The organism is Pseudarthrobacter chlorophenolicus (assembly GCF_000962805.1).
Lineage (GTDB): Bacteria > Actinomycetota > Actinomycetes > Actinomycetales > Micrococcaceae > Arthrobacter > Arthrobacter chlorophenolicus_A.
In genome coordinates, this window is sequence record NZ_JZTW01000002.1 from 1 (window position 1) to 23,200 (window position 23,200).

The 23,200-nt window shown below is 66.9% G+C and carries 22 protein-coding genes and 2 tRNA genes; 9 read left to right on the forward strand and 15 right to left on the reverse strand.

Going from position 1 to position 23,200, the window contains the following annotated elements; genetic code table 11:
* Positions 1–48: 48 nt before the first annotated feature.
* Positions 49–795 (reverse strand): phosphoglyceromutase, encoded by a 747-nt coding sequence (locus tag UC32_RS03465; RefSeq protein ID WP_045729885.1) that lies wholly within the window; start codon positions 793–795, stop codon positions 49–51.
* Between the two features lie 128 nt (positions 796–923).
* Between UC32_RS03465 and UC32_RS03470 the strand changes: the two genes are divergently transcribed.
* Positions 924–1,760 carry a class I SAM-dependent methyltransferase gene (locus tag UC32_RS03470; RefSeq protein ID WP_200896307.1) on the forward strand — a complete coding sequence of 279 codons (837 nt, stop codon included), beginning with the start codon at positions 924–926 and terminating at the stop codon, positions 1,758–1,760.
* Between the two features lie 6 nt (positions 1,761–1,766).
* On the opposite strand, the gene UC32_RS03475 is transcribed toward UC32_RS03470, so the two are convergent.
* Positions 1,767–2,117 carry a DUF2516 family protein gene (locus tag UC32_RS03475; RefSeq protein ID WP_045729886.1) on the reverse strand — a complete coding sequence of 117 codons (351 nt, stop codon included), beginning with the start codon at positions 2,115–2,117 and terminating at the stop codon, positions 1,767–1,769.
* Between the two features lie 10 nt (positions 2,118–2,127).
* Positions 2,128–3,318: a trans-sulfuration enzyme family protein gene (locus UC32_RS03480; protein WP_045729887.1), complete on the reverse strand. Its 1,191-nt coding sequence runs from the start codon at positions 3,316–3,318 to the stop codon at positions 2,128–2,130.
* A gap of 127 nt (positions 3,319–3,445) precedes the next feature.
* Here UC32_RS03480 and tmk point away from each other — a divergent pair, with 127 nt between their 5' ends.
* The 4 genes from tmk to UC32_RS03500 all read left to right on the forward strand — a co-directional run bounded on the left by tmk (position 3,446) and on the right by UC32_RS03500 (position 7,048).
* Positions 3,446–4,144, forward strand: coding sequence for a dTMP kinase (gene tmk / locus UC32_RS03485; RefSeq protein WP_045729888.1), 699 nt, complete (start codon positions 3,446–3,448; stop codon positions 4,142–4,144).
* Positions 4,141–5,304 (forward strand): DNA polymerase III subunit delta', encoded by a 1,164-nt coding sequence (locus tag UC32_RS03490; protein ID WP_045729889.1) that lies wholly within the window; start codon positions 4,141–4,143, stop codon positions 5,302–5,304. The genes tmk and UC32_RS03490 overlap by 4 nt, the downstream gene beginning before the upstream one ends.
* A complete protein-coding gene (locus tag UC32_RS03495) occupies positions 5,301–6,869 on the forward strand; it encodes an alpha/beta hydrolase (RefSeq protein ID WP_045729890.1) in 1,569 nt (522 codons plus the stop codon). The genes UC32_RS03490 and UC32_RS03495 overlap by 4 nt, the downstream gene beginning before the upstream one ends.
* A gap of 106 nt (positions 6,870–6,975) precedes the next feature.
* A tRNA-Thr gene (locus tag UC32_RS03500) sits at positions 6,976–7,048 on the forward strand.
* Positions 7,049–7,187: 139 nt separating this feature from the next.
* Here the strand turns inward: UC32_RS03500 and UC32_RS03505 are convergent.
* Both UC32_RS03505 and UC32_RS03510 read right to left on the reverse strand, forming a co-directional pair.
* The gene (locus UC32_RS03505) at positions 7,188–7,826 is read right to left on the reverse strand and encodes a hypothetical protein (RefSeq protein ID WP_152642551.1); all 639 of its coding nucleotides are present in this window, start codon (positions 7,824–7,826) and stop codon (positions 7,188–7,190) included.
* A gap of 369 nt (positions 7,827–8,195) precedes the next feature.
* Complete coding sequence (locus UC32_RS03510; RefSeq protein WP_045729892.1) at positions 8,196–9,437, reverse strand: NAD(P)/FAD-dependent oxidoreductase; 1,242 nt, start codon at positions 9,435–9,437, stop codon at positions 8,196–8,198.
* A 114-nt stretch (positions 9,438–9,551) separates the two neighbouring features.
* Here UC32_RS03510 and UC32_RS03515 point away from each other — a divergent pair, with 114 nt between their 5' ends.
* Positions 9,552–10,562, forward strand: coding sequence for a hypothetical protein (locus UC32_RS03515; protein WP_045730077.1), 1,011 nt, complete (start codon positions 9,552–9,554; stop codon positions 10,560–10,562).
* Between the two features lie 79 nt (positions 10,563–10,641).
* Here the strand turns inward: UC32_RS03515 and UC32_RS03520 are convergent, their stop codons facing one another.
* Positions 10,642–11,007: a hypothetical protein gene (locus UC32_RS03520; protein WP_045729893.1), complete on the reverse strand. Its 366-nt coding sequence runs from the start codon at positions 11,005–11,007 to the stop codon at positions 10,642–10,644.
* A gap of 136 nt (positions 11,008–11,143) precedes the next feature.
* Between UC32_RS03520 and UC32_RS03525 the strand changes: the two genes are divergently transcribed.
* The gene (locus UC32_RS03525) at positions 11,144–11,326 is read left to right on the forward strand and encodes a hypothetical protein (RefSeq protein WP_045729894.1); all 183 of its coding nucleotides are present in this window, start codon (positions 11,144–11,146) and stop codon (positions 11,324–11,326) included.
* Between the two features lie 153 nt (positions 11,327–11,479).
* Here UC32_RS03525 and UC32_RS03530 read toward each other — a convergent pair whose 3' ends face one another.
* The 9 genes from UC32_RS03530 to UC32_RS03570 all read right to left on the reverse strand — a co-directional run bounded on the left by UC32_RS03530 (position 11,480) and on the right by UC32_RS03570 (position 21,684).
* The gene (locus UC32_RS03530; protein ID WP_045729895.1) at positions 11,480–12,325 is read right to left on the reverse strand and encodes an aldo/keto reductase; all 846 of its coding nucleotides are present in this window, start codon (positions 12,323–12,325) and stop codon (positions 11,480–11,482) included.
* Between the two features lie 105 nt (positions 12,326–12,430).
* On the reverse strand, positions 12,431–12,880 hold the full coding sequence (locus tag UC32_RS03535) for a hypothetical protein (RefSeq protein ID WP_015936054.1): 450 nt from the start codon (positions 12,878–12,880) through the stop codon (positions 12,431–12,433).
* Positions 12,881–12,887: 7 nt separating this feature from the next.
* Complete coding sequence (locus tag UC32_RS03540; RefSeq protein ID WP_045729896.1) at positions 12,888–13,535, reverse strand: bacterial proteasome activator family protein; 648 nt, start codon at positions 13,533–13,535, stop codon at positions 12,888–12,890.
* 78 nt (positions 13,536–13,613) lie between these two features.
* Positions 13,614–13,817: a YbdD/YjiX family protein gene (locus UC32_RS03545; RefSeq protein ID WP_045729897.1), complete on the reverse strand. Its 204-nt coding sequence runs from the start codon at positions 13,815–13,817 to the stop codon at positions 13,614–13,616.
* Positions 13,817–16,114, reverse strand: a complete 2,298-nt coding sequence (locus tag UC32_RS03550) for a carbon starvation CstA family protein (RefSeq protein ID WP_045729898.1) — start codon at positions 16,112–16,114, stop codon at positions 13,817–13,819. Before UC32_RS03550 ends, UC32_RS03545 begins: the two co-directional genes overlap by 1 nt.
* Before the next feature lie 245 nt (positions 16,115–16,359).
* Positions 16,360–19,236, reverse strand: a complete 2,877-nt coding sequence (locus UC32_RS03555) for a hypothetical protein (RefSeq protein ID WP_045729899.1) — start codon at positions 19,234–19,236, stop codon at positions 16,360–16,362.
* Positions 19,236–19,973, reverse strand: coding sequence for an ABC transporter ATP-binding protein (locus tag UC32_RS03560; protein WP_015936049.1), 738 nt, complete (start codon positions 19,971–19,973; stop codon positions 19,236–19,238). The genes UC32_RS03555 and UC32_RS03560 overlap by 1 nt, the downstream gene beginning before the upstream one ends.
* Positions 19,970–20,578: a PadR family transcriptional regulator gene (locus UC32_RS03565; RefSeq protein WP_045729900.1), complete on the reverse strand. Its 609-nt coding sequence runs from the start codon at positions 20,576–20,578 to the stop codon at positions 19,970–19,972. The genes UC32_RS03560 and UC32_RS03565 overlap by 4 nt, the downstream gene beginning before the upstream one ends.
* Before the next feature lie 122 nt (positions 20,579–20,700).
* A complete protein-coding gene (locus UC32_RS03570) occupies positions 20,701–21,684 on the reverse strand; it encodes an NAD(P)H-quinone oxidoreductase (protein ID WP_045729901.1) in 984 nt (327 codons plus the stop codon).
* A 108-nt stretch (positions 21,685–21,792) separates the two neighbouring features.
* Here UC32_RS03570 and UC32_RS03575 point away from each other — a divergent pair.
* A tRNA-Ser gene (locus UC32_RS03575) sits at positions 21,793–21,880 on the forward strand.
* A 246-nt stretch (positions 21,881–22,126) separates the two neighbouring features.
* Positions 22,127–22,924, forward strand: coding sequence for a VOC family protein (locus tag UC32_RS03580; protein ID WP_045729902.1), 798 nt, complete (start codon positions 22,127–22,129; stop codon positions 22,922–22,924).
* The last annotated feature ends 276 nt before the right edge of the window (positions 22,925–23,200 follow it).

Here is a 23,200-nt window from a genome sequence, read left to right on the forward strand (position 1 = left end):
GGGCTGGTCACCTGAGGTGACCAGCCCGCCGTCGTACGTTCTAAAGCCTTATTTCTTGCCCTGGTTGGCTACGGCCAGGATGGCCTGCTCGGCGGCCTCGGGGTCGAGGTAGGTTCCACCGGCCTTGACGGGCTTAAAGTCCTCGTCGAGGTCATAGACGAGCGGGATGCCGGTGGGGATGTTGAGGCCGGCGATGGCTTCGTCGCTGATGCCGTCAAGGTGCTTGACCAGCGCGCGCAGGGAGTTGCCGTGCGCGGTGACCAGGACGGTCTTGCCCGACTTGAGGTCTTCCTTGATGTCCGACTCCCAGTAAGGCAGCAGGCGCACCAGAACGTCCTTGAGGCATTCGGTGCGCGGCAAGGCATCGCCAAGGTCCGCGTAGCGCGGATCGTGTGCCTGGCTGAATTCGCTGTTGTCATCCAGGGGCGGCGGCGGGGTGTCGTAGGAGCGGCGCCATTCCATGAACTGCTCTTCACCGTATTCGGCCAACGTCTGGGCCTTGTCCTTGCCCTGCAGGGCGCCGTAGTGGCGTTCGTTCAGGCGCCAGTCGCGCTTGACCGGGATCCAGCCGCGGTCGGCCTTGTCCAGGGCGATGTTGGCGGTGTTGATGGCCCGCTTCAGAAGGGACGTGTACAGGACGTCGGGGAGGATGTTGTTCTCCACCAGCAGCTCACCGCCGCGTGCTGCTTCCCCGCGGCCCTGATCGTTCAGGTCGACGTCCACCCAGCCGGTGAACAGGTTCTTGGCGTTCCATTCGCTGTGGCCGTGGCGCAGCAGAATCAGCTTGTAAGTCATGATTTTCATCCTAGCCGAGCAGTGTTGCCGCCCGCCCCGCGTTACAGGGACCAGGGACGGCCACCGTCACACGTCACCCGGCATGCCGGCTGGCGCCTCGGCCGCGGCGGCGGGGATACAGTGGGGCGGTGGTGCAAAAGGCTGAACGGGTGAGTGGCTCCGGGATCACCGGGCGGAGATCGTCCGGCAGGCCGGTGGGAAACATTACCCGTGGGACCACCAACCCCAACCGGATGCGCCGGGTGGACCGCTGGCTGGCCGGTCCCCAGGCTTGGCGGCTTCGGCGGGCCGCCGACCCCCTGGTGGTGGACCTGGGCTACGGCGCGACGCCGGCCACCGCCGTCGAACTCTTTGAGCGGCTTGCCGCGGTCCGCCCGGACGTCCGGGTCTGCGGGATTGAAATCGAGCCTGAGCGGGTGCGCGCTGCCCTCCCCCTTCAACGTCCGGGCCTGAGCTTCCACGTGGGTGGATTTGAGCTTCCCGTTGCCGGCCGCCCCGTCCTGGTCCGGGCCTTTAACGTCCTCCGGCAGTATGAAGAGGCCGATGTCGCCGGGATCTGGCGCCTGGTGCAGGGCAGGCTGGCACCTGGCGGGCTCTTTATTGACGGTACGTGCGACGAAATCGGACGACGCGTGACGTGGGTGGCCCTGGACGCGGAACGCCCGCTGTCCCTGAGCATGTCGGTCCGGTTCGGGAGTTTTGAGCTGCCCTCCGACGTTGCCGAACGCCTCCCCAAGGCCTTGATCCACCGCAATGTTCCCGGCGAATCCATCCATGCCCTGATGCAGGCCATGGACAAGGCGTGGCTCGAGTGCGCCCCGCTGGCGTCCTTTGGAAACCGGCAGCGCTGGCAGGGGATGTGCAGGGCGTTACGCGAAGCCGGCTGGCCGGTCCAGGACGGACCGGGCCGGTGGCGGCTGGGCGAACTGACGGTGGACTGGGACGCGGTGGCGCCCCGGTCCTGACCGGGGTTACCAGGGGCCGTAAGGCCCCATGTTGCGGCTGCCGCCCCGGCCTGCGTCCTTGACCGCCGGGCGGACGTCGGCCAGGTAGACCGATGCGGCGACCACGGCGGCAAGGCCGAACAGTCCCAGGGTGCCGAAGATACCGCCGCTGGCGAACAGGGAGATGACACCCACCAGCGCGGCGCCGCCGGTGAGGGCAAGCCAGAAGCCCTTGGTCCGCTTGCCTGTCGCCTCAAAGGCGTTGGCCTTGTGGCGGGCGCAGTCTGCCAGCGCCCACAACTCCAGCCCCAGGGCAACGAGGGCAAGGATAAAGAACACTGCCTGTTCCACAGGCCGAATAATCAGTTCACCGTCCACAAAGCCCAGCCTAGCCGCCCAGCGTGTCCAGCGCCTGCTCCAAGTCTGGCCAGAGGTCTTCCACGTTCTCAATGCCGATGCTGAGGCGGACCAGATTCTCCGGCACGGTGGCCGGCTCGGCGGTGTGCCGCCGCCTGCGTTCGATCAGGGATTCCACACCGCCCAGCGATGTGGCCGGCAGCCAGAGGTTGACTGCTTCAACGACCTTGTCGGCCGCCGCTGCGCCGTCCAGTCCGCCGGCGGGCGCCACCTGGATGCAGATGATGGAGCCAAAGCCCTTCATCTGCGCCGTGGCCCGATTGTGCCCGGGATCGTCCGCGAGGCCCGGGAAGCGGATGGCCTCGACGCCCGGGTGGGCGCCCAGCCGTTCCGCCAGCACCCGGGCGGACTCCTGGGACTTTTCAACGCGCAGCGCCAGGGTGCGCAGGCCGCGCAGCGCAAGCCAGGCCTCAAAGGGCCCCGCGATGGCTCCGTGGATGGTCCGGTGGTGCAGGAGTGCGGCGCGGATATCCGCGTTGGAGGTCACCAGGGCGCCAAGGACAACGTCCGAGTGGCCCGCCAGGTACTTGGTCACCGAGTGGAGTACGACGTCGGAGCCCAGGGCGAGCGGCTGCTGCACCAGCGGCGTCGAGAAGGTATTGTCCGTGACCACGATGGCGCCCGACGCGTGGGCTGCTTCCGTCAGCACGGGGATGTCCGCGATTCCCAGCATGGGGTTGGTGGGGCTTTCCAGCCACAGCATGGCGGCGGCTTTGGCATCCGGCCCGCCCGGGGCGAGGGCCGCTTTGACGGCCCCGGTATCGGCGATGTCCACCGTGCGCAGCTCGATGAACCCCTTCTGGGCCAGTTCCGCGGCCATGACAAGGGTTCCGGAGTAGCTGTGGTTGGGCATCACCAGCACCCCACCGGATGGGATCAGTGACAACGCGGAGCTGACGGCAGCCAGCCCGGAGGCATAGAGCAGGCCCGGCAGGTCCGCTCCTTCCAGCTGGCCGAGGGCCTCCTCGAACGGATCCCAGGTGGGGTTGGAGTACCTGCCGTAACCACGGTCTCCGGGCCCGAGCGGTCCTGTTCCGTAGTACGTGGAGGAGAGAACCAGTGGCGGGTTCACCGGCTGGTCCCGTTCCCGCGGCGGGCGGCCCGCGGCCACCACCACGGTTTCGGCTGACAGGCCGGCGGCCTGCTGTTCGGAAAGACTCATGGGGACAGCGTACTGTCCGTCTGCAGACCGCCCGAATAGCCACCGCGAAGCACCAGGCACGGTGAAACTGTCCACAAAGCCCCAAGCCGGGACAGTGTTTGTCCCGGCCGATCGGTAGGCTTGAACAGTGAACAAACAGAGTGCCGGACTATTCATCGCGTTCGAAGGCGGCGACGGCGCCGGAAAGTCCACCCAGGCAGCAAGGCTCGCCGAAGCACTCGAAAGCCGCGGCCTGACCGTTCTCCGGACCCGTGAACCGGGCGGCACTCCCATCGGCGAGAAGCTCCGGTCCCTGGTCCTGGACCACGGCCATGGCCATATCGACGCACACACGGAAGCGCTGATTTTCGCGGCATCCCGGGCGGCCCACGCCGGCCAGGTGATCCGGCCGGCGCTGGAGCGTGGCGAGATTGTGCTGACAGACCGCTATATCGACTCCTCCGTCGCCTACCAGGGAGCCGGCAGGGACCTCGGCACCGATGCGGTCCGCTCACTGAACGAATGGGCCACTTCCGGCCTCCAGCCCCATCTCACCGTGCTGCTCGATGTGGAGCCGGAAGTCGGCAGGACCCGGCGCACAGCGGGGGACGCAACGGAGGACCGCCTGGAATCCGAAGCTGACGAGTTCCATGCCCGGATCCGGGACGCCTTCCTTGACCTGGCCGCGGCCCGGCCGGCTCACTACCTGGTGCTGCCTGCCCGGCTTCCGGTCAACGAGCTTGCCGCGATGATCCTCGACCGCGTGGTCGGACTGGTGGAAGCACCCGGGAACGAACCAGCAGGTGCCGCACCCGCTGACGGCGCGCACGGCGGCGGCACCCCATGACCGTGTGGGATGACCTCCAGGGCCAGCCCGCCGTCGTCGAGCAACTGCGCCAGGCTTCCAGCGGCGAAGGCCTGACGCACGCGTGGCTGTTCACCGGTCCGCCGGGATCGGGGCGCTCCAACGCCGCCAAAGCCTTTGCCGCCGCACTCAACTGCGACCAGGAAGACGTGAACCTGCGCGGCTGCGGGCAGTGCCACGCCTGCCTGACAATCCTGGGTGAAACGCATTCGGACGTGACGTTTGTCCGGACGGAAAAGGTCACTATCACCATCGACGAAGCCCGCGACCTGGTAGCCACCGCCGGCAACCGGCCCTCCGCCGGACGCTGGCGCATCATCGTGGTCGAGGACGCGGACCGGATGGCAGAGCGCACCACCAACGTGCTGCTCAAGGCCATCGAGGAACCGACACCGCGGACGGTCTGGATGCTGTGCGCCCCCTCGCCGGCCGACGTGCTGGTCACCATCCGGTCGCGTTGCCGCAGCGTGGCGCTGCGGCTGCCGCCCGCGGCCGACGTCGCGGAGCTCCTGGTGAAGCGCGACGGCGTCGATCCCGCAGTGGCTGAACGGGCCGCCCGGGCAGCCCAAAGCCATGTGGGGATCGCCCGCCGGCTGGCGCGGGACCCTGCAGCGCGCGAACGCCGGCTCGAAACTGTCAGGTTTCCGCTGGGCCTGCGGGGCGTCACCGCGGCTGTCATGATGGCGGACAAGCTCGTGAAAATTGCCACCGCCGAGGCAAACAGCTCCAACGAAGAACGCGACGCCGCCGAGAAAGCCGCCTTGCTCGCCACCCTGGGCGCACCTGAATCCGGCACCCTTCCGCCCGCCATGCGGGCGCAGGTCAAGCAGCTGGAGGACGACCAGAAGCGGCGGGCCAAGCGTTCCATTACCGACTCCCTGGACCGAACCCTCACTGACCTGATGTCCTTCTACAGGGACGTCCTGATCATCCAGATGGGGAATGCTGTTGAGCTGGTAAACGTTGAGCTCAGGGGTGAACTGGAGGAATTCGCCTCCCGTTCCGCTCCGGAAGTCACGCTCGCCCGGATGGACGCCATCAACAAAGCCCGCGAACGCATCACCACCACGAACGTTGCCCCGCTGTTGGCCATTGAGTCCATGGCAGCCAGCCTGATCCAGCCTTCCAAGGAGACCCGATGACTGCCCGCCCCCTGCCCGTACGCCGCCGCCAGCCCCTGGTGTTCGCGGCCCGCGCCGCCGGAGCCATGGCCCTTGCCCTGGTGCTGGCGTCCTGCAGCCTCATCAACGGGGGCGACCGCCAACAGGAAACCGCCACGGCCAAGGCAGATCCCTCCATCGTGGCCTCCGCGCCGGCGGGGCTTGAGAAGTTCTACTCGCAGGAAATCGTGTGGGAGCCCTGCGAGGGCCAGTTCCAGTGCGCCAAGGTCACGGTTCCCATGGACTATGCGGCTCCCGACGGCGAAACCATCCAGCTTGCCGCGCTGCGGGCTGCAAGCACTGGCAACAAGACCGGAAGCCTGCTGGTCAACCCGGGCGGGCCCGGCGCATCCGGCTATGACTTCGTAAAGGATGCGGCGGCCACCCATTTCTCCCAGCCCGTCCGTGACGCCTACGACCTGGTCGGTTTCGACCCCCGCGGCGTTAAGCGGTCCGCTCCGGTGACCTGCATGACGGACGCAGAGCGTGATGCGGCGAGGGCCAAGATCTACGACTTGGAGACCGACGCCGGCCTCGCGGCGGCCCGGGCGGACAACAAGGCCATCGCCGAACAGTGTGCCGAGCAGACCGGCCCGTCGATGGCCCACATCGATACCCAGAGCGCAGCCAGGGACCTGGACGTCCTCAGGGCCGTGGTCAACGATGCGAAGCTGAACTACCTGGGCTACTCCTACGGGACGTTCCTGGGCTCCACATACGCGCAACTGTTCCCGAACAACGTGGGCCGGATGGTGCTCGATGGTGCGCTGGATCCCTCCATCAGCAATGAGGAACTGACCAGCGGCCAGGCCGTGACCTTCGAAAAGGCGGTACGCACCTACGTGGCCAGCTGCCAGCAGCAGAAGGAATGCCCCCTCACTGGCGGAGTGGACGGCGGCGTCCAGCAGATCCGTGACCTGATCAGCGCCGTGGAGCAGCAGCCCCGCACCGCCAAGGACGGCCGGGTGGTCAACGCCAACATGTTCGTCAGTGGCCTCATCACACCGCTGTATAACGACCAGAGCTGGCCCGCCCTGACCCAGGCCCTGGACGCTGCCATGACCGGCGACGTAAGCCTGATGCTGCGCCTGTCCGACCTCGGCGCCGACCGGTCCGCCAATGGAAGCTACACCTCGAATTCGACGTTCGCCTTCAACGCCATCAACTGCCTGGACTACCCCATGGACTCCGATCCTGCGTCCATGCGGGCAGAGCAGCAGCGGCTGATGCAGGAGTCCCCCACCCTGGGCTACTTCTTCGCCTACGGCGGCATCAACTGTGCCGACTGGCCCTACAAGAACGTGCGCACGCCTGCCCCCGTCCAGTACACGGGTGAGTCTCCGATCGTGGTCATCGGCACCACCGGCGATCCCGCCACCCCCGTGGAATGGGCATCCTCGCTGCGGAAACAGCTCGGCAACTCCTCGCTGCTGACGTGGAAAGGCGAGGGCCACACAGCCTACGGCCGGGCCAACAGCTGCCTCGAGGACAAGGTGGACAGCTACCTGGTCAGCGGTCAGGTTCCGGCCGACAACACGGTGTGCTGAAGGCCTCACCCGCTGCAGCGCCCGCCATTTTGACCCGGGCGCGGAGACTCCATTACAGTTGACTCTTGCATGAAGCGCCCGGATTCTTCCGGGGATTTCGTGCGGTGCTTCCTTAGCTCAGTCGGTAGAGCGTTTCACTCGTAATGAAAAGGTCATCAGTTCGATTCTGATAGGAAGCTCGGGATAAACCCCCTATTGCCCCTCGTTGGAGGGCTTTGGGGGGTTTTTCGCTGGTTAAGCCCAACTACAGGATGCTGCCGTTCGCCTCTTCGCCGTGTGATCGGTGATTGCTCCTGCCCGGCTCAGATCCGGCGTTCTTCAGCCGGCAAGGGCTTCAGCGAGCCGGTCCAACGATTCAGGGCTCGCTGCCGGCTCCACTGTGCCGCGATCTGTCAGGACGGTCACGGCGTACATCCCAAACGATCCGATGTACTTGCGGTTCTCGCCGGTGACCTTCCACCGCTCCGGCTGCACTCTTTCCACAATGAGTGTGGTGGCGCGCCCTGACGCTTCGAGGTTGTCGTAGACCGCTGGCTGAAACTGCAGCGATCCGGCCGCGGGCGTCACAATCCCCTGGTTCCAAATACCACTGAGAGAACCGGGGCGGGATTCCGGATAGCGGATAAACGCCCTGAGCTGGCCACGTTCCTTGAGGCGTGCATTGGTTTTCCTCAGGTTGCGCACCTGGAACAACACCAGAAGCCAATACACCAGCGTGTTCATGATGGTGTAGACGGCGGCATCGGCCAGGTCCCCGGGCACAAAGGCCAGCCGGATGGCACCGGCGATGACGAAGATGACGACGTAGCCAGCCACAAGAGCCAGATACGGATGCTGCCGAACCCAGTTCCTCATTGCGCCATCACGCTGCCCCCCCAAGACCATATGTCCCAGTTTATCCTCCGGCCGGTTGGAGCCCGGGGCGGTCAGCGCACGTAGCGTGGTTCGCGAAAACACGTACCGGTTACTCAGGCGCCGCGGCTTCTGAAGCCATAGCGTGGTGACCGGAGCCGGCGGCGATGGTGCTTGATGGAGACCAGCACCTCCCCCAGCCGCCGCCGGCCCGCATCATCTTTCGAAACCGCCCGCAGCCAAGGTGTCCGGCGGCTTTGCGGAAAGATGCAGTTCCTACCCGGCTTTCGCTCAGGTCGCGGACCTAGCGTGATGCGTGGAGTCGGCGGCGATGGCACTGTCCGCGAGTGCGGTGCCTCCTCCAGCCGCCGCCGGCTCCCACCCCTTTGGCCTGGTCAATGCCCTCAGGCGCAAGTTCTTTCAGTGGGAGCACACCGCCAGGCAGCCTTTAGCTGGACAGGGCGGCTCCCGGGCCTAGTCCGGCCGCCCCACCACAACCTGGGACGGACTGTGCGTCACGTAGCCCACTGCCCAGGAGAAGAGGGCACGGACTTTCTGCTGGACTCCGGGCAGCAGGGCAAGGTGGACGCCCAGCCAGGACAGGAATGCCAGCGGACCCTGCAGCTGGATGCGCTGGGGGCCCAACTCAGCCACCGCGGCACCCCGGCCCACCATGGCCATATACCCCTTGTCGAGGTAACGGAAGGGCTGACGCGTACCACCGGTGAGGTCAGCGTGGATGTTTTTTGCGGCCCATTTCCCTGATTGCTGGGCCACAGACCCCAGCTGAGGGAGCCGGGCCCCCGCGGCGTCGGTGATGTTGGCAGAGTCCCCCAGGACGTAGACGCCTTCCACTCCCGGAGCGGTCAGGTCCGGACGCACGTCGATCCGCCCGCCCTTGCCCTGCGTGAGCCCTGATTCGGCGATGATCTTGCCTGCCTGGAGGCCGCCGGCCCAGACGACGATGGGCGCAGGCAGCACGGTACCGTCCGCCAGCGTCACGCCGTCGGGACGGACCTCCGTGACGCTCTGGCCCATGTGCAGCTGGACGCCAAGCTTCAACAGGCGGTCCCGGGTGTAGGCCTGTGATTTTTCCGAGAACGCCATGAGCACATTGGGCACCATGTCCACGAGGTGTACGTGGCAGCGGGCGGCAAGCTCGGAGGAGAAGTATTTCGGCACGATGTATTTGACGTTCTCGGCGAGGGCGCCGGCCGTCTCCACCCCGGTGGGGCCGCCTCCCACCACTACGACGTCGGGACTGTCGCCGTTGCCCCGGTCCGCCTCGTCGAGGGCTTCCGTCAACGCCACACTCAGGCGCGTGGCGTCTGAAACCGAATAGAGCGGGTACGCGAACTTATCGGCACCCGGAGTATTGAAGAAATTCGGGACCGCGCCCGTGGCAAGGACCAGGATCTGTGCTTTGAACTGCCTGCCGTCCGCGGTGGTTACGGTGTGGGCGGCAGCATCCACCGAGGTGACTTCGGCAGTCAGGACCCGAACGCCCTTGATATTGCGGAAGACCGCGCGCAGCGGGCGGGCCACTGCTGAGACACCGATTTGGGATGATGCCACCTGGTACAGCAGCGGCTGGAACTGGTGGTAGTTGTTGGCATCAATCAGCAGCACCCGGGTGCCCTTGCGGCCCAGTTCCTGGGCTGCGGCCTTACCGGCGAAGCCGCCGCCAACCACGATGACCTGATATGTATCGTCCATTCGAGCAACATACCGTGCACGGCGCCGCAGCAACAGGGTTCACAGGCCCAGCCCCCGGCTGCGCCCGCCCGGCACTCCACGCCCGTCCCAGCCGTCGCGCCTATGATGGCGGACATGAGTGAAGAGGCCCTGGCCGGGATCGCGAACGGGCTGTACGCCTGTCCCCTGGACGACTTCGTCGCCGCCCGGACGGCGGCGGCCAAGGAGGCGGCCGGCAAGGATAAGGGCTTAGGCACGGCAGTCCGTGGGCTTGCCAAACCGTCGGTGGGCGCCTGGGCCGTGAACATGCTCGTCCTGCACCGGCCGGACGTGCTCGACGAACTGGCGGATCTGGGCTCCCGCATGCGTGCGGCGCAGGCGTCCCTTGATGCGCCGGCCCTCCGCGACCTGGGACGTGAGCGACGCACCCTGCTGGCCTCCGCCGTCGACGCCGCCCGCGCTGTTGTCCGCGATCAAGGCCGGCAGCTCAGTGACACGATCGCCGGGGACATCGAGGAAACCCTGCGCGCCCTGACCGCCGATGAAGGGGCCGAGGCCGCCGTCCGCAGCGGCAGGCTCGTGAAGACACTGTCCGCCGACGGGGTCAGCGCCGCAGACCTGGACGGGACGGTGGCCGTACCCGGTGCCCTCCCCGCAACGCCGGCTGCCGCTCCCCCGGTCCTTGCCTCGGTGCCGGCCTCCGGGAATGCGGATACCAAAAATTCACGGCCAGGAAAGAAGCAGCGCACGACGCCGGAGGCCGGGTCCCAGCCCCGGCCCACCAGGCCGCGCCTCGAGGCCGTCCGGCAGACGCCGCGGCCGGCATCGCCTCCTCTGTTGGAAAGGGCCAGGGCTGCGCTGGAGGCGGCCGAAGAAGAAGCATCCGAGGCTGCCGGCCATGCCGTAGACCTTAAGGCGGAGGCGGAGCAGACGGCCGGGGACGTCGCCGGATTGCAGGAGGAAACGGCGGACTTGCGTGCCCGCCTGAAAACGGCCGAGGCTGAGCTGGAGCAGTCGAAGAAGCGCCTTGCTGCCATCTCTGCGGAGGCCAAACAGGCTGCGCGTGCCGCAGATAAGGCGGCCAGGGCAGCCGTCCTGGCCCAGGAACGGGTTCTGAGGCTGGATCACCGCGAGGCAGGTACCTGAACCGGGACTCCCCAACCCGGCGGTGGTTTGCCGGCTCCACGGGTCCCGGCGAACAGCAGACCCGGGGGGGGCTGTCAGCTCAGGTGGCTACTGCGGCGAGGGACCGGCGGATACCGACGATCCTGATGGCCACGCCCACCAGGACCAGGCCGATGCCAAACCCCATCAGCATCCAGATGGGCACAGCGGCGGAGTCGATGCTCCGGTAGCACTCGGCCGCGAGGCCCGTGGTGAGTGATTGCGCATCGGACAGTTCAGCTGCCCCGCTGTGCGGGATCATCGGGCTGCCGCACAGCGGCGCCACGGATTTGAGTCCCAGCACCACGCTGAGAATCTGCAGGGCGAACCCGACCGCCACCGTCAACATCCAGCCGCGTCGCCGTGCCAGTTCACGATTGATGTGCCTGGTGGCGTTGTCACGGTCCGGAGAATCACTAACCTCCATGGTCAAAGCCTAACCGGAGTTCCGGTGCCCTGCGGCGGCGGCCACAACGCACCACGATGTGCGCTGTAGCACTGTCATACCGCAACACGCGGGGCCGATTCCGTGGAATGTCAGACCCCGGTTGCACACTGGATTTATGGAAAACACCGTTCAGGAATTTCACGTCACCTACTTCGACGCCGACTCCGGCCGTGCACGCTCTGAGTCCTTCGACACCATGGTGGAGGCGCAGCGTTTCGCTGACCGGCAGTGCTCCGGTGAGGACGGCTGGGCAGTAATCGACGCTGTCAGCGTGGAGCCCGTCCGCATTGCCGCTTGACCCCACAGGTTTGGGCCGGGCCGGCCATTCACCGTGGGAAGGCCCGTGCAACAGAAGAACCCGCACCGCCTGGGCCAGCCAGGTGGTGCGGGTTCGACGTCACTGTTAAGCAGGACCGCCGGTCAGGGCGGGGCTCACTGCGGACAGGCTGACTTACGCGAAGTCGGATACAGCCGGGTCGGGGCCGATCCGGCCTTCGCCGCTGGCGGACCGGTCGAGGGCGTTGATGGCCTCGACGTCCTCGGCGTCCAGCGTGACGTCGAGTGCCGCGTAGTTCTCCCGGATCCGGGATTCGGTGACCGACTTCGGGATCACCACGTTGCCAATGGCGAGGTGCCAGGCGATGACAACCTGAGCCGGCGTGGCCTGGTGCTTGGCGGCGATAGCGGCAACGGCCGCGTCTTCCAGGAGCTCGCCGCCCTGTCCCAGCGGTGACCAGGCCTGGGTCAGGATGCCCTTGGAAGCACCGAACTCGCGCAGCTCGCGCTGGCTGAAGTACGGGTGGAGCTCGATCTGGTGGATGGCCGGGACCACACCGGTTTCGTCGATGAGCCGCTGCAGCCCGTCAACGGTGAAGTTGGAGACGCCGATGGACTTGACCCGGCCGCGCTTCTGGAGCTCGATCAGCGCCTTCCAGGTGTCGACGTACTTGTCCTGCTTGGGCTGCATCCAGTGGATCAGGTACAGGTCCAGGGTTTCCAGGCCGAGGCGGTCCATGGATTCCTCGAAGGCAGCCAGCGTGGACTCATAGCCCTGATCGGCATTCCACAGCTTGGTGGTGATGAAGATCTGCTCCGGGGTCAGGCCGGAGCTGGCGATGGCGCGTCCCACGCCCGCTTCGTTGCCATAGATTTTGGCCGTGTCGATGTGGCGGAAGCCAGCTTCGAATGCCTGCCGCACCACCTTCTCAGCCACGTCGTCTTCGACCTGCCACACGCCGTAGCCGAGCTGGGGGATCGTGTTTCCGTCTTTGAAAGTGAGTGTAGGTGAAAGAGTCATGACTTCATCCTGCCAAATGGCGGGCGCGGAAAAGGTGTGATTTCCGGTCTGTCAGCCAGGCGCGTAACGCACAAAGTCACCCCTGGCAGCGGGAATAAATTGCGGCTAGGAGGTTTCCCCGGCCAGGTGCCGCTCGGCGTCGGCAACCTGTTCGTAGACGGCTTCCGCTCGCCGGCGCACGGATGCCGCGCCTACCGGGACGGGCCCGACGGCGAGCCGCAGCATGGCGGCAGCCTCGGCTGTGGTGGCCAGCGAGTTGCCGGCTTTGGACAAGGCACGGTGCACACCGGAAAGGGCGGCGGGAATGTCCAGGCCGTCACTGGGTGAGCGCCGCTGGGCTTCGACGCAGACGGCCCGCACCCGGTCCAGCAGGGCAGCGAGTTCGTTGGCGATCTCCACCAGCTCGCCGTACAGCTGGTCATCCTCCACGCCCTCGAGCACCTGGTGGAAGCGGTCCAGTCCCCGGTGGAAGCGGTCGTGCGCGCGGCGCCACAACCCCTTGCCCAGTTCCGCGTCGTCCTTGCGCCCCTGCCTGGCGGCGCTGAAAAAACCCAACCGGAGCCTACAGGTACTGTCCGGGACCGTGGTCCGGGTCATCGCGCTTGCCGGCCGTCGCCGGCGCACCCTGCCGCGCCGCACCCGCGGGGGCGCGCTCCGGTTCACCGTTTTCACCGATCACCACACCCGGGGCGATCACGGTTCCGGGGGGCAGCTGGCGCAACTGCATCTGTGCGGCGGCGTGCTCCCGGGCAGCGTGCTGGGCCGCAATGGCCGTCTGGATTCCGTGGAACAACCCTTCGAGCCAGCCCACCAGCTGTGCTTGAGCGATCCGGAGCTCGGCGTCGGAGGGGGTGCTTTCATCGGAGAAGGGAAGGCTGATGCGGTCCAGCTCCTCCACGAGCTCGGGTGCCAGGCCGTCCTCGAGCTCCTTAATGGAGCGCGCATGGATTTCGGCCAGCCGTTCCCGGGCGGCGTCGTCCAGCGGGGCGGACTTCACTTCTTCCAGGAGCTGACGGATCATGGTGCCGATCCGCATCACCTTGGCCGGTTCATCCACCAGGTCCTGCAGGTTGCTGCCCTTGGGCTTGCGGCCGTCCCTCGAACCGGCTGCCGCTCCAGCTTCCGCCGGCACTGCTGGTTCGTTGCCGTCAAGGGTGGTTCCTTCGACGGGGAGGTCCTCAGCTGACGGGGTGTCTTTCGGATCGCTCATGCGTTCATACTCTCATGAGCGATCCGAAGGAACTTCACTCCATGAACCCGCCTGACGCGGCGTCCGCTGAGGGCTAAATCAGCAGCAGCGGCCCTGCGGGTTGGCGTCCTGCCGGTCGGTCCTGTCGCGCCAGAACTCCCGCTCCGTGAGCGGCGGTCCGCTGTGCCCCGAAGCCCGGTGGTGTTCGAGATACTTGGCGTACGCATCCGCGCCGAGCACCCCGCTGACGTACCGCGCGAAACCACGGAACCCGCTGGACAGTACTGCCAGTCCGGCGCTCATCAGTGGTGGCCTGCCCGCTCGAACCGCAGGTTGGCCGGGACCTTCTCCCACTCCGCCATCAGTTCGCGCTCGGCAGCCGTGGGGATGAGGCCCGCAGGTGCGAAAACGCGGGACGGCAAAGCCGGATCCTCGTTGTCCTTCTCCGTGCCTGTGCCCCGGTTGCGGAAGGCCTTCACCGTGGCGAGCACCGCCGTCGCGATCACGATGATGCTCAGCACCACGAAGACTACGGACAGCCAGCCCTGGATGGCAGTGTTGCGGACCACGGCTTCCATGGCGGCAACGGTCTTGGCGGTGCCGAACTCCGTCTTGCCGTCCGCCAAGGCCTTGCTGAACGCTGCGTTATTGGCGAAGTAGCCCACGGCGGGCGTGGGAGAGAAGATCTTCTGGTAGCTGGCCGTAATGGTGACCACCGCGGCGAAGGCCAGCGGCAGGGCGACAATCCACAGGTACTTGAAGGTGCCGCGCTTGGCCACGATGGCCAGGCAGACGGAGAGTGCGATGGCGGCCAGCAACTGGTTGGCGATGCCGAACAGCGGGAACAGGGTGTTGATGCCGCCCAGCGGATCGGTCACGCCCATCAGCAGGACCGCGCCCCATGCACCCACCATGATCGCTGTGCAGAGCCAGGCCCCGGGGCGCCAGGAGGCTTCCTTGAACTTGGGCACGAAGTTGCCGATCGAGTCCTGCAGCATAAACCGGGCCACTCGCGTGCCGGCGTCAACGGCCGTCAGAATGAAGAGGGCTTCGAACATGATGGCGAAGTGGTACCAGAAAGACATCATGGCCGTGCCGCCGATGAACTGCTGCATGATGTGGGCCAGGCCCACGGCCAGGGTGGGCGCGCCGCCGGTGCGGGAGACGACGCTTTGTTCGCCCACGTTCCGCGCTGTCTCAGCCAACAGCTCAGGGGTGATGTTGACCCCGGCAAGGCCGAGGCTGTTGACCCAGGTTGCGGCGGTTTCCACGCTTCCGCCGGTGAGTGCGGCTGGAGCGTTCATGGCGAAATAGAGGCCGCGGTCGATCGAGATTGCCGCCACCAGCGCCATGATGGCGACGAAGGATTCCATGAGCATGCCGCCGTAGCCGATGAACCGGGTCTGGCGTTCCTTCTCCACCAGTTTGGGAGTGGTGCCGGAGGAAATCAGGGCATGGAAGCCGGACAGCGCACCGCAGGCGATGGTGACGAACAGGAACGGGAACAGCGCGCCCGGGAAGACGGGGCCGTTCTCCCTGCTGGCGAATTCGCTGAAGGCCGGGACGTTGATTTCGGGCCGGACCACGATGATGGCCAGCGCGAGCATGACGATCACGCCGATCTTCATGAACGTGGACAGGTAGTCGCGGGGTGCCAGCAGCAGCCAGACGGGAAGGATGGCGGCGATGAAACCATAGACGATCAGGCCCCAGGCAATGGTCACCTTGTCCAGGGTGAAGACGTCCGCGCCCCAGGCGGTTTCCGCCACGATTCCGCCGCCGATGATGGCGGCCATGAGCAGCACAAACCCGATGATGGAAACTTCCATGACCTTGCCCGGCCGAAGGTAGCGGAGGTACACGCCCATGAAAAGCGCGATGGGGATGGTCATGCCCACGGAGAAGACGCCCCACGGGCTTTCGCCCAGGGCATTGACGACGACGAGCGCCAGGATGGCGACAATGATCACCATGATCAGCAGCGTGGCAACCAGCGCAGCTGTGCCGCCGATGACGCCGAGTTCCTCGCGGGCCATCTGGCCCAGTGAACGTCCGCCGCGGCGCATGGAGAAGAACATCACCAGGTAGTCCTGCACGGCACCGGCGAGGACCACGCCGACGATGATCCAGATGGTCCCGGGCAGGTAGCCCATCTGGGCCGCGATGACCGGGCCAACCAGCGGGCCGGCGCCGGCGATGGCTGCGAAGTGGTGGCCGAAGAGGACGTTCCGGTCCGTCCGGACGTAGTCCTTGCCGTCAGCCTTGTACTCGGCGGGGGTTGCCCTCCGGTCATCGGGCTTGGTGATGAACCGTTCGATCACCTTGGAGTAGAACCGGTAACCGATCAGGTACGTGCACACCGAGGCGAAGACAAACCAGATGGCGTTGACGGTCTCGCCCCGGACGATGGCGAGCATGAACCATGCAACGCCGCCCAGCAGGGAGATCGCCGCCCAGAGCGCGATCTTTCCCGGGGTCCATTTGCTGTCTTCGGATTCGCGGACGGCATCGTCCACGGCTGTGGGTGGGAGCGCCGGGTCGGTATCCACCGCACCCTCCCGCCCCGATGAGCCGGACCTGTTCTCTGGCGCTGCGGCCATTGTCTCCTCCTTGAGATTCGTGCGGATCTGCTCTGAGGCACCCTACCGAACCCGGGGGTGCGGGCGGCGACGGTTCTGCCGGGTGCCCGGGGTTATGCGGCAGGCGGCAGGCAATCGGCGACGAACGACGGCGGACGGGCGGCCTGTGAATTCCACGTTAGGCTTCCTTGGCCCCGGCCAAAAGAGGCGCGCCACGGGAAACGGTTGCGAACGAGCACGGCGCCGGGCATATTCCGGTGCCAGAATCAGCCGCCGAGGGCCCTTCGGGTCATCGGCAGCGCAGACCTGGTGAAGGCCCAGGCCAGGGCTGACGCCGTCAGCGGGATGGCCACCACCATCGCCGCAAGGGGAAGCCAGGGTACCTCCAGCGAGGAACGCATCTCCGTGGAAGCGACAATGAGCACGGCGGGCACCGTGCCCGCCACGGCACCCAGCACAGCTCCAAGCCCTGAGGTGAAGAGCGCCTGCGACGCCGCCAGGGTCTTCCGCAGCCGCGGCGCCGCCCCCACTCCAGCCAGCGTGGCATGGTCCGTCCGGGCATCGGCGAGGGCAAGGCCAGTGGTGATCCCGGCCGCGCTGAAGGTGATCAAAGCGCTGATAGCCACGATCAGCCAGCCCATCCAGGCCTGGTCTTTGGGGACCCCCGGTTCCACCCAGAATCCCAGGCCGTAGTGTCCGACGACTCCCGCCACCGCACCGGTCACCGCGTCAACCTCAGCCGCCGAAGGAGGCCGGTTGAGCTGAATGGCCAGCCCGACGGCCTTCGGATCAAGGCCCAGGCGCCCGGCCGTGGCCGGCGAGACGATGCCGTAGTAGGGCACGGCCACCGCGGGCTCCAGGATGGCGGCGTCCAGGACGGTGCTGGTGACAGCGTCGTGGACGATGGACCCGTCCGACGGCGATGGCTGCTGGGTGCGCACGTCCAGGCCCTGCAGCTCGACTTTTCCGTCGCGGACAAAAGCCGGGTTGGTCACCACCATGGCCCCGGCGTCCAGCGCGGCAACGGTGGCAGCCCCGGCTTCGCTCCCGAACATGGCACGGATATCGTCGGCGCCGCCCACCAGGATGGACCGGTCCGTTGGCTGGTCCGAGGCCATGGAGCCGCGGCACCGCCAGTCGTCCGGATCCACGACCCGCCGTTGGGGCGTGACCGGACATTCCTGGCCGCTTGGCCTGGCGAGGGCGTAGAGGAGGCAGTTGGACGTTTCCGTCGCCACGGGCCCGGCGGGACCTGAGCCTTCCCCGAAGCCACAGTTTTCCACCGGCGCGGGGGTAGTGACTGTCCTGGTCCAGGAGACGCTGTCCAGGGCGCCCGAGACGGCAGCCGAGAGCCGCTCCGGGTCGCCAGTCACGGCCGGAGCGGCGGTGCCGTCGGCCAGCGGTGGCTGCGCGAGGTTAAGCGGCAGGTACGACTGGTTCTCCAGTGCGCTCCAGGAATGCGACTGGCGCTGCCCTGCCAGTTGGCTGGCCGTCAGCACCAGGGCCGCACTTGCCAGGGTCGCGGCGGCCAGTACGGCCGCCACCGCCGGGACCGTCCGGCCTCGGTTCCTGGCGGAGTCCCGGGCCGCCATGCGCAGCGGCAGCGGCATGGCCCGGGTGCGGGATGTCAGGATCGCTGCCAGCCATCCGGTCAGGAGCACCAGGGCCACCACCGCCAGGACCGCTCCCCCGGCCAGCATCGCCGAAACTGCGGCGGCCTGTTGTGCCCGCTGGTCGGGGTCTTTGGCCGAGCTGCCCAGGGCCGAGCCTGCGGCTAGCAGTCCGGCGGCCGCCAGGAGCACAGCCACCCCGGCGAGGGTGCTCCGGCGTCCGCTTGCTGCCGGTGCGCGCCCGGATTTGAGCGCACCCAGCAGTGCCTGCCGGGCAACGAGGTTGGCCGGCGCCAGGGCGGCAAGGATGCAGGCCGCCAGGCCCATCAGCATGGCTACGGTGGTCAGTAGGAGATCCGGGTGGACTCCCGCCAGGCGGGCGGAACCGGTGGAACGGACCCACCAAACTACTCCGGCCGCAGCTGCTACGCCGGCAGCGGCGCCGGCTGTGACGGCCAGGCCGCCGAGCCACAGGCCGCTGGCGGTGACCACGGCACGGATGGTGGGTGCTTCGGCACCGGACGCCGCAAGAAGGGCGAGTTCGCGCACCTGGTGCTTGGCCCCGACGGCGAACGCTGCCCCGGCCAGGAGGCCGACTTCCAGCAGGGCAAGGGCACCCACCACAGCGAAGGTGGCGTAGGTGGCGACCGTCTCCGAGGGAACTCCGGCCACCCTGGCCCCCGGCACGGTCAGCTCGCCCGGCGGCGGCGGATCCAGCACCACGCTGCGGGACAGCACTCCCACGCCCTTGCTGTTGGCCTCCCTGACCTGCTGCCAGGTGACCGGTTCCGGTCCTGTCACATAGTAGGAGACAGGCTGTGCGGAAGCGGGCCCCTGGACAAGGCCTGCGGGCACCTGCGCGGACTGCAGGTACAGCGTGCTGTTGTTGTCCGAGGCGTCCGCGTCGCGGATGGTGCCCACCGGGACAAAGGTCCCCGCCGACGTCGTAAATTCCTCGCCCAAGTCCACGTTAAACCGCTTGAGCAGCCCGCGTGAGGCCAAAACCTCTGCACCGCCTGCCGGTGCCCGGCCATCCAGGAGGGTGAATTTCCCCTCGAAAGCCTCGTTCAGCGCGTCCACCTGCACGCCGTTCAGCGTGACCTTGGCCGCGCCCACGGAAGTGGTCAGCTGCACTTGCCGCAGCGGCAGTATCCCGTAGCCGGGCGGAAGCAGGTCCTTGGGGTCCGTGGGAACGAAATCACCATCCAGCTCTCCGGTGCTGGAGGTCACGTAGGCGTCATTCATTGGATCCTGGACCGAGTTGCCGTTGGGAACCGGCAGGGCGCCGAACCGTGCCTGGGTGTTGCCCAGTTCGTACCGCACGATTTCCTGCGGCGTCCGCAGTGAACTTTGGTACAGGGTGCCTGCCGCGGTCATCCCTGCCACCGGCAGCATGATCAGCAGCACGATGAGCAGGGACCGGCCCCTGTGCCTGGCAATGTCCCGCCGGGCCATCCTCAGGGCCACCCGGAAACTGCCTCGGCGGCCACCGGCGGCCGGTGCCAACTCCAGCGGCGGGTGCCGGAGGGGCATCAGAGGCCCGCCTGAGTCAGGAGGAAGGTGGGGTCGTGCATTGCGGCAGCCTGGTCAACAATCCGCCCGTCGCGCAGGAAGACCACCCTGTCAGCCCACGCTGCGTGACGGGCTTCGTGCGTCACCAGCATGACGGCGGCACCGGCATCGGCACGGCAGCGCAGGACTTCCATGACCCCATGCCCCGTGGTGGAGTCAAGCGCACCGGTGGGTTCGTCCGCCAGGATCAGCCGCCGCTGGCCCACGATGGCCCGGGCAATGGCGACTCGTTGCTGCTGGCCGCCGGACATCTGGTCCATGAAGCGGTCCGCGAGTTCCGGGATGCCCACCTGGCGGAGGGCGTCCAGGGCCTGCCGGCCCGCTTTCCTTGCTGCTGTTCCGTCCAGTTCCAGCGGAAGCGCCACATTCTCGGCCGCGGTCAGTGTGGGAACCAGGTTGAAGTCCTGGAAGACATAGCCCACCGCACGCCGGCGCAGCCTGGCAAGCTCGTTCAGGCCAAGGCCCGCCAGCGGCGTGGACTCCACGAAGACCCCGCCCGACGTCGGCCGGTCCAGTCCGCCGGCCAGCGCCAGCAGGGAGGATTTTCCGGAGCCGGACGGTCCCATGACGGCTACGAACTCGCCCGCTGCGATGGTGAGGTCCACGTCCCTCAACGCGGCGACCGCCGTCGCGCCTTCCCCGAAAGTCCTGCTCACCCTGGCCAGTTCAAGGACCTGCTGCGGCCCGCGGACGCTCACCGCCGGTTGTCCGCGTTGAGCGGGGCGGCGTCTTCCGTGACCCCGTTGGACGTTTTGCGCGCGGCACTTTGGCCGGCCGATTGTGCCTGCTGGACCATCCTGGCTTCGCAGAGATCCAGCCAGCGGACCTCGGCCTCGGTCTGGAAGATGAGGGAATCGAGCACCAGCAGCCAGGCGGTGTCCGCGGTGCGCTGGTTGGCGGCGGTGTCGCGGCGGGCCTTGGTGTAGTCCTGCAGTGCCCGGATGGATGCCACCCGCTGGGCCTGGATGATGGCCTGGACATCCACGCCGGGAAGGGTGACGGCGAGCGCCAGCTTGATGGCCAGTTCATTCCTGGGCGGGTTGCTCCGTTCCACGGGGGCGGCGAACCAGCCCTGCACTTCCGCGGCGCCCTCGGCGGTGATGCTGTAGACCACGTGGCCGCCGCCGTCGTCGCCTTCCCTGGCCACCAGGCCATCGCGCTCCAGCCGGTCCAGGGTGGTGTAGACCTGTCCGATGTTCAGGGGCCAGGTGGCTCCCGTGCGGGTTTCGAACTCGACCCGCAGCTGGTAGCCGTAGCGCGGCTGGTCCTGCAGCAGGGCGAGGAGGCTGTGGCGTATGGACATGGTGCTCCCCCGGGCTTAGTCACTATCCGGTATGCACAGGCCCCCAAGACCCGTGCATACCGCGTATAGCCAAGCCTAGCCCCCTGATGAGGATCAAGCAATACTCAGTATCCACTAAGTGGTCACATCACCAGCAGGACTTTGCCCACGTGGTCGCCGCTGTCGAAGTATTCGTGTGCCGCGCTGACCTGGTCCAGCGGGAACGTCCTTGCCACCAACGGCTGGATCCTGCCGTCCGCCACCATCGGCCAGACGTGGTCCCTGACCCCGTTCAGAATGGCGCCCTTTTCGGCTACCGGCCTGGGGCGAAGGGCGGTAGCCACCACCGCGGCCCGTTTCCTGAGCAGTTCGCCAAGGTCCAGCTCACCCTTGGTGCCGCCCTGCAGGCCAATCACCACCAGGCGCCCATACTCGGCGAGCGCCTCGATGTTTTGCTTCAGGTACTTGGCGCCCACCACATCGAGGATCACGTCGGCCCCCTTGCCGCCGTTCTGCCTGCGCAGGCTCTCCGGGAAGTCTTCTTCGGCGTAGTTAATGGCGATGTCCGCCCCCAGGAAGGCCTTCGCAGTGCTGACTTTCTCATCGGTGCCGGCCGTGGTGGCCACCTTCGCGCCGTAGGCCTTGGCCAGCTGGATGGCCATGGTGCCAATTCCGCCTGTGGCGCCATGGATGAGTACCGTTTCCCCGGCCTGCAACTGGGCCGTCATGACCAGGTTCGAGTACACCGTGGCAGCCACTTCGGGCAAGGAAGCCGCCGTGACCAGGTCAACGCCGTCGGGCAGCCGCAGGACCTGCTCCGCGGGGACGGCAACCTGCTGCGCGTAGCCACCGCCGGCAAGCAGTGCCACCACCTTGTCCCCCAGGGAGAACGGCTTGCTCACACCCGTACCAAACCCTGCAATGCGGCCGGAAACTTCCAGTCCGGGGATCTCCGATGCGCCGGGCGGCGGCGGGTAGAACCCGCGGCGCTGCTGTACGTCTGCACGGTTCAGGCCGGCGGCCACGACGTCGATCAACACCTCGCCTGGACCGGGCAACGGGGCCTCGACCTCGCGTACCTCGAGTACTTCCGGTCCTCCCGGTTCCGAAATGTAGACGGCTTTCATGGACCACTCCCTGTTCCTGACTCAATACCGGTCCAACCAGTGTGCACCGGGTATGCACTGCGGGCCTGTTTTGTTGCAGGCAAGTGCCTATGAAACACTACTCGTTGAGGAAGGTTGTCCGAGCGGCCGAAGGAGCTGGTCTTGAAAACCAGTGTGCGGTAACCCCGTACCAAGAGTTCGAATCTCTTACCTTCCGCGATCAGGACCCCGCCTGCCGGCAACACCGGCAGGCGGGGTCCTTCGTTTTTCTGGGTCCGGACTCCGTTGACCAGGCCGGGATGCGTTGGCGGCCCCCTGCGCGCAGATGCGTTGGCCAGCCAGCGCAAGGGACCCTTGATCGGTGTCAGTGCCTGCACATAGGGTCAGGGTGACCGGATTCCTTACCTCCGGACGTTGCCGCACACTATTGCCAGCTTCCCGCATCCCGCGACAGGAGACCGTTATGCCGAGCCCCATGTCCACCCCCGGAGCCCCTTGCTGGATCGACCTCGTGACCTCCGATGTTGCAGCCGCCCAAACGTTCTACGGCGAGCTGTTCGGGTGGGAGTTCGAAACGGGCGACCAGGAGAAGTACGGCGGTTACACCACCGCCAGGAAGAACGGCAAGACAGTTGCCGGGATCATGCAGAAAGATGCCGGCATGGCGGCCATGCCGGACGTCTGGTCCACCTACCTGCGGACCGAGGACGCCGCGGCCACCGCCGCAGCTGTCGGCAGCCACGGCGGCCAGGTCTACATGCCACCCATGGATGTTCCGGAGCAGGGCTTCATGGCAATTTTCGGAGATGCGTCCGGAGCCTCCATCGGTGCGTGGCAGCCCCGGGAGATGAAGGGCTACGAGCTGGTGGCCGAGCCCGGTTCCGCCGCCTGGCATGAATTACACGCCAAGGACTACGACGCCGCCGTACGGTTCTACCAGGAGGTCTTCGGTTGGGACACCGAAGTCATGAGTGACGCGCCGGAATTCCGCTACACCACCCTGGGGTCGGGCATGTCTGCGGAGGCCGGGATCCTGGACGCCTCCGGCTACCTGCCGGCGGAGGTGCCCTCCCACTGGCAGGTCTACTTTGCCGTGGCGGACACGGACGCCAGCATCGCCCAGGCCACCGCCATGGGCGCCACCGTCCTGGACGGGCCTGAGGACAGCGACTTCGGCAGGGTGGCGATGCTCGCCGACCCCACCGGGGCCACGTTCAAGATCATCTCCAGCCAGGCCCAACAGGCCGGCCAGGGAACCTGACGGCGGACAGCGTCGGGGTAAGCGACACCGCAAAATCCACCTGATACCGGCCGGAGCTTCAAGCTACCGGCCGGTATTGTTTGTGATGGCCGGCACACTTTTCACGAGCCGGCCACCGCAATGGCATCACCCGAACGGGGCCAAGGTCGCCCCGGGACGGTGGACGGGCCGCTCCGCTGGGGAACGATCCGCCGAATGCACGCACTGGCCACTTTGCGTTCATTCAGTGCTGTTGGGATATGCCGGACAACCACTTGACCAGGAGCAGGGTCCGGC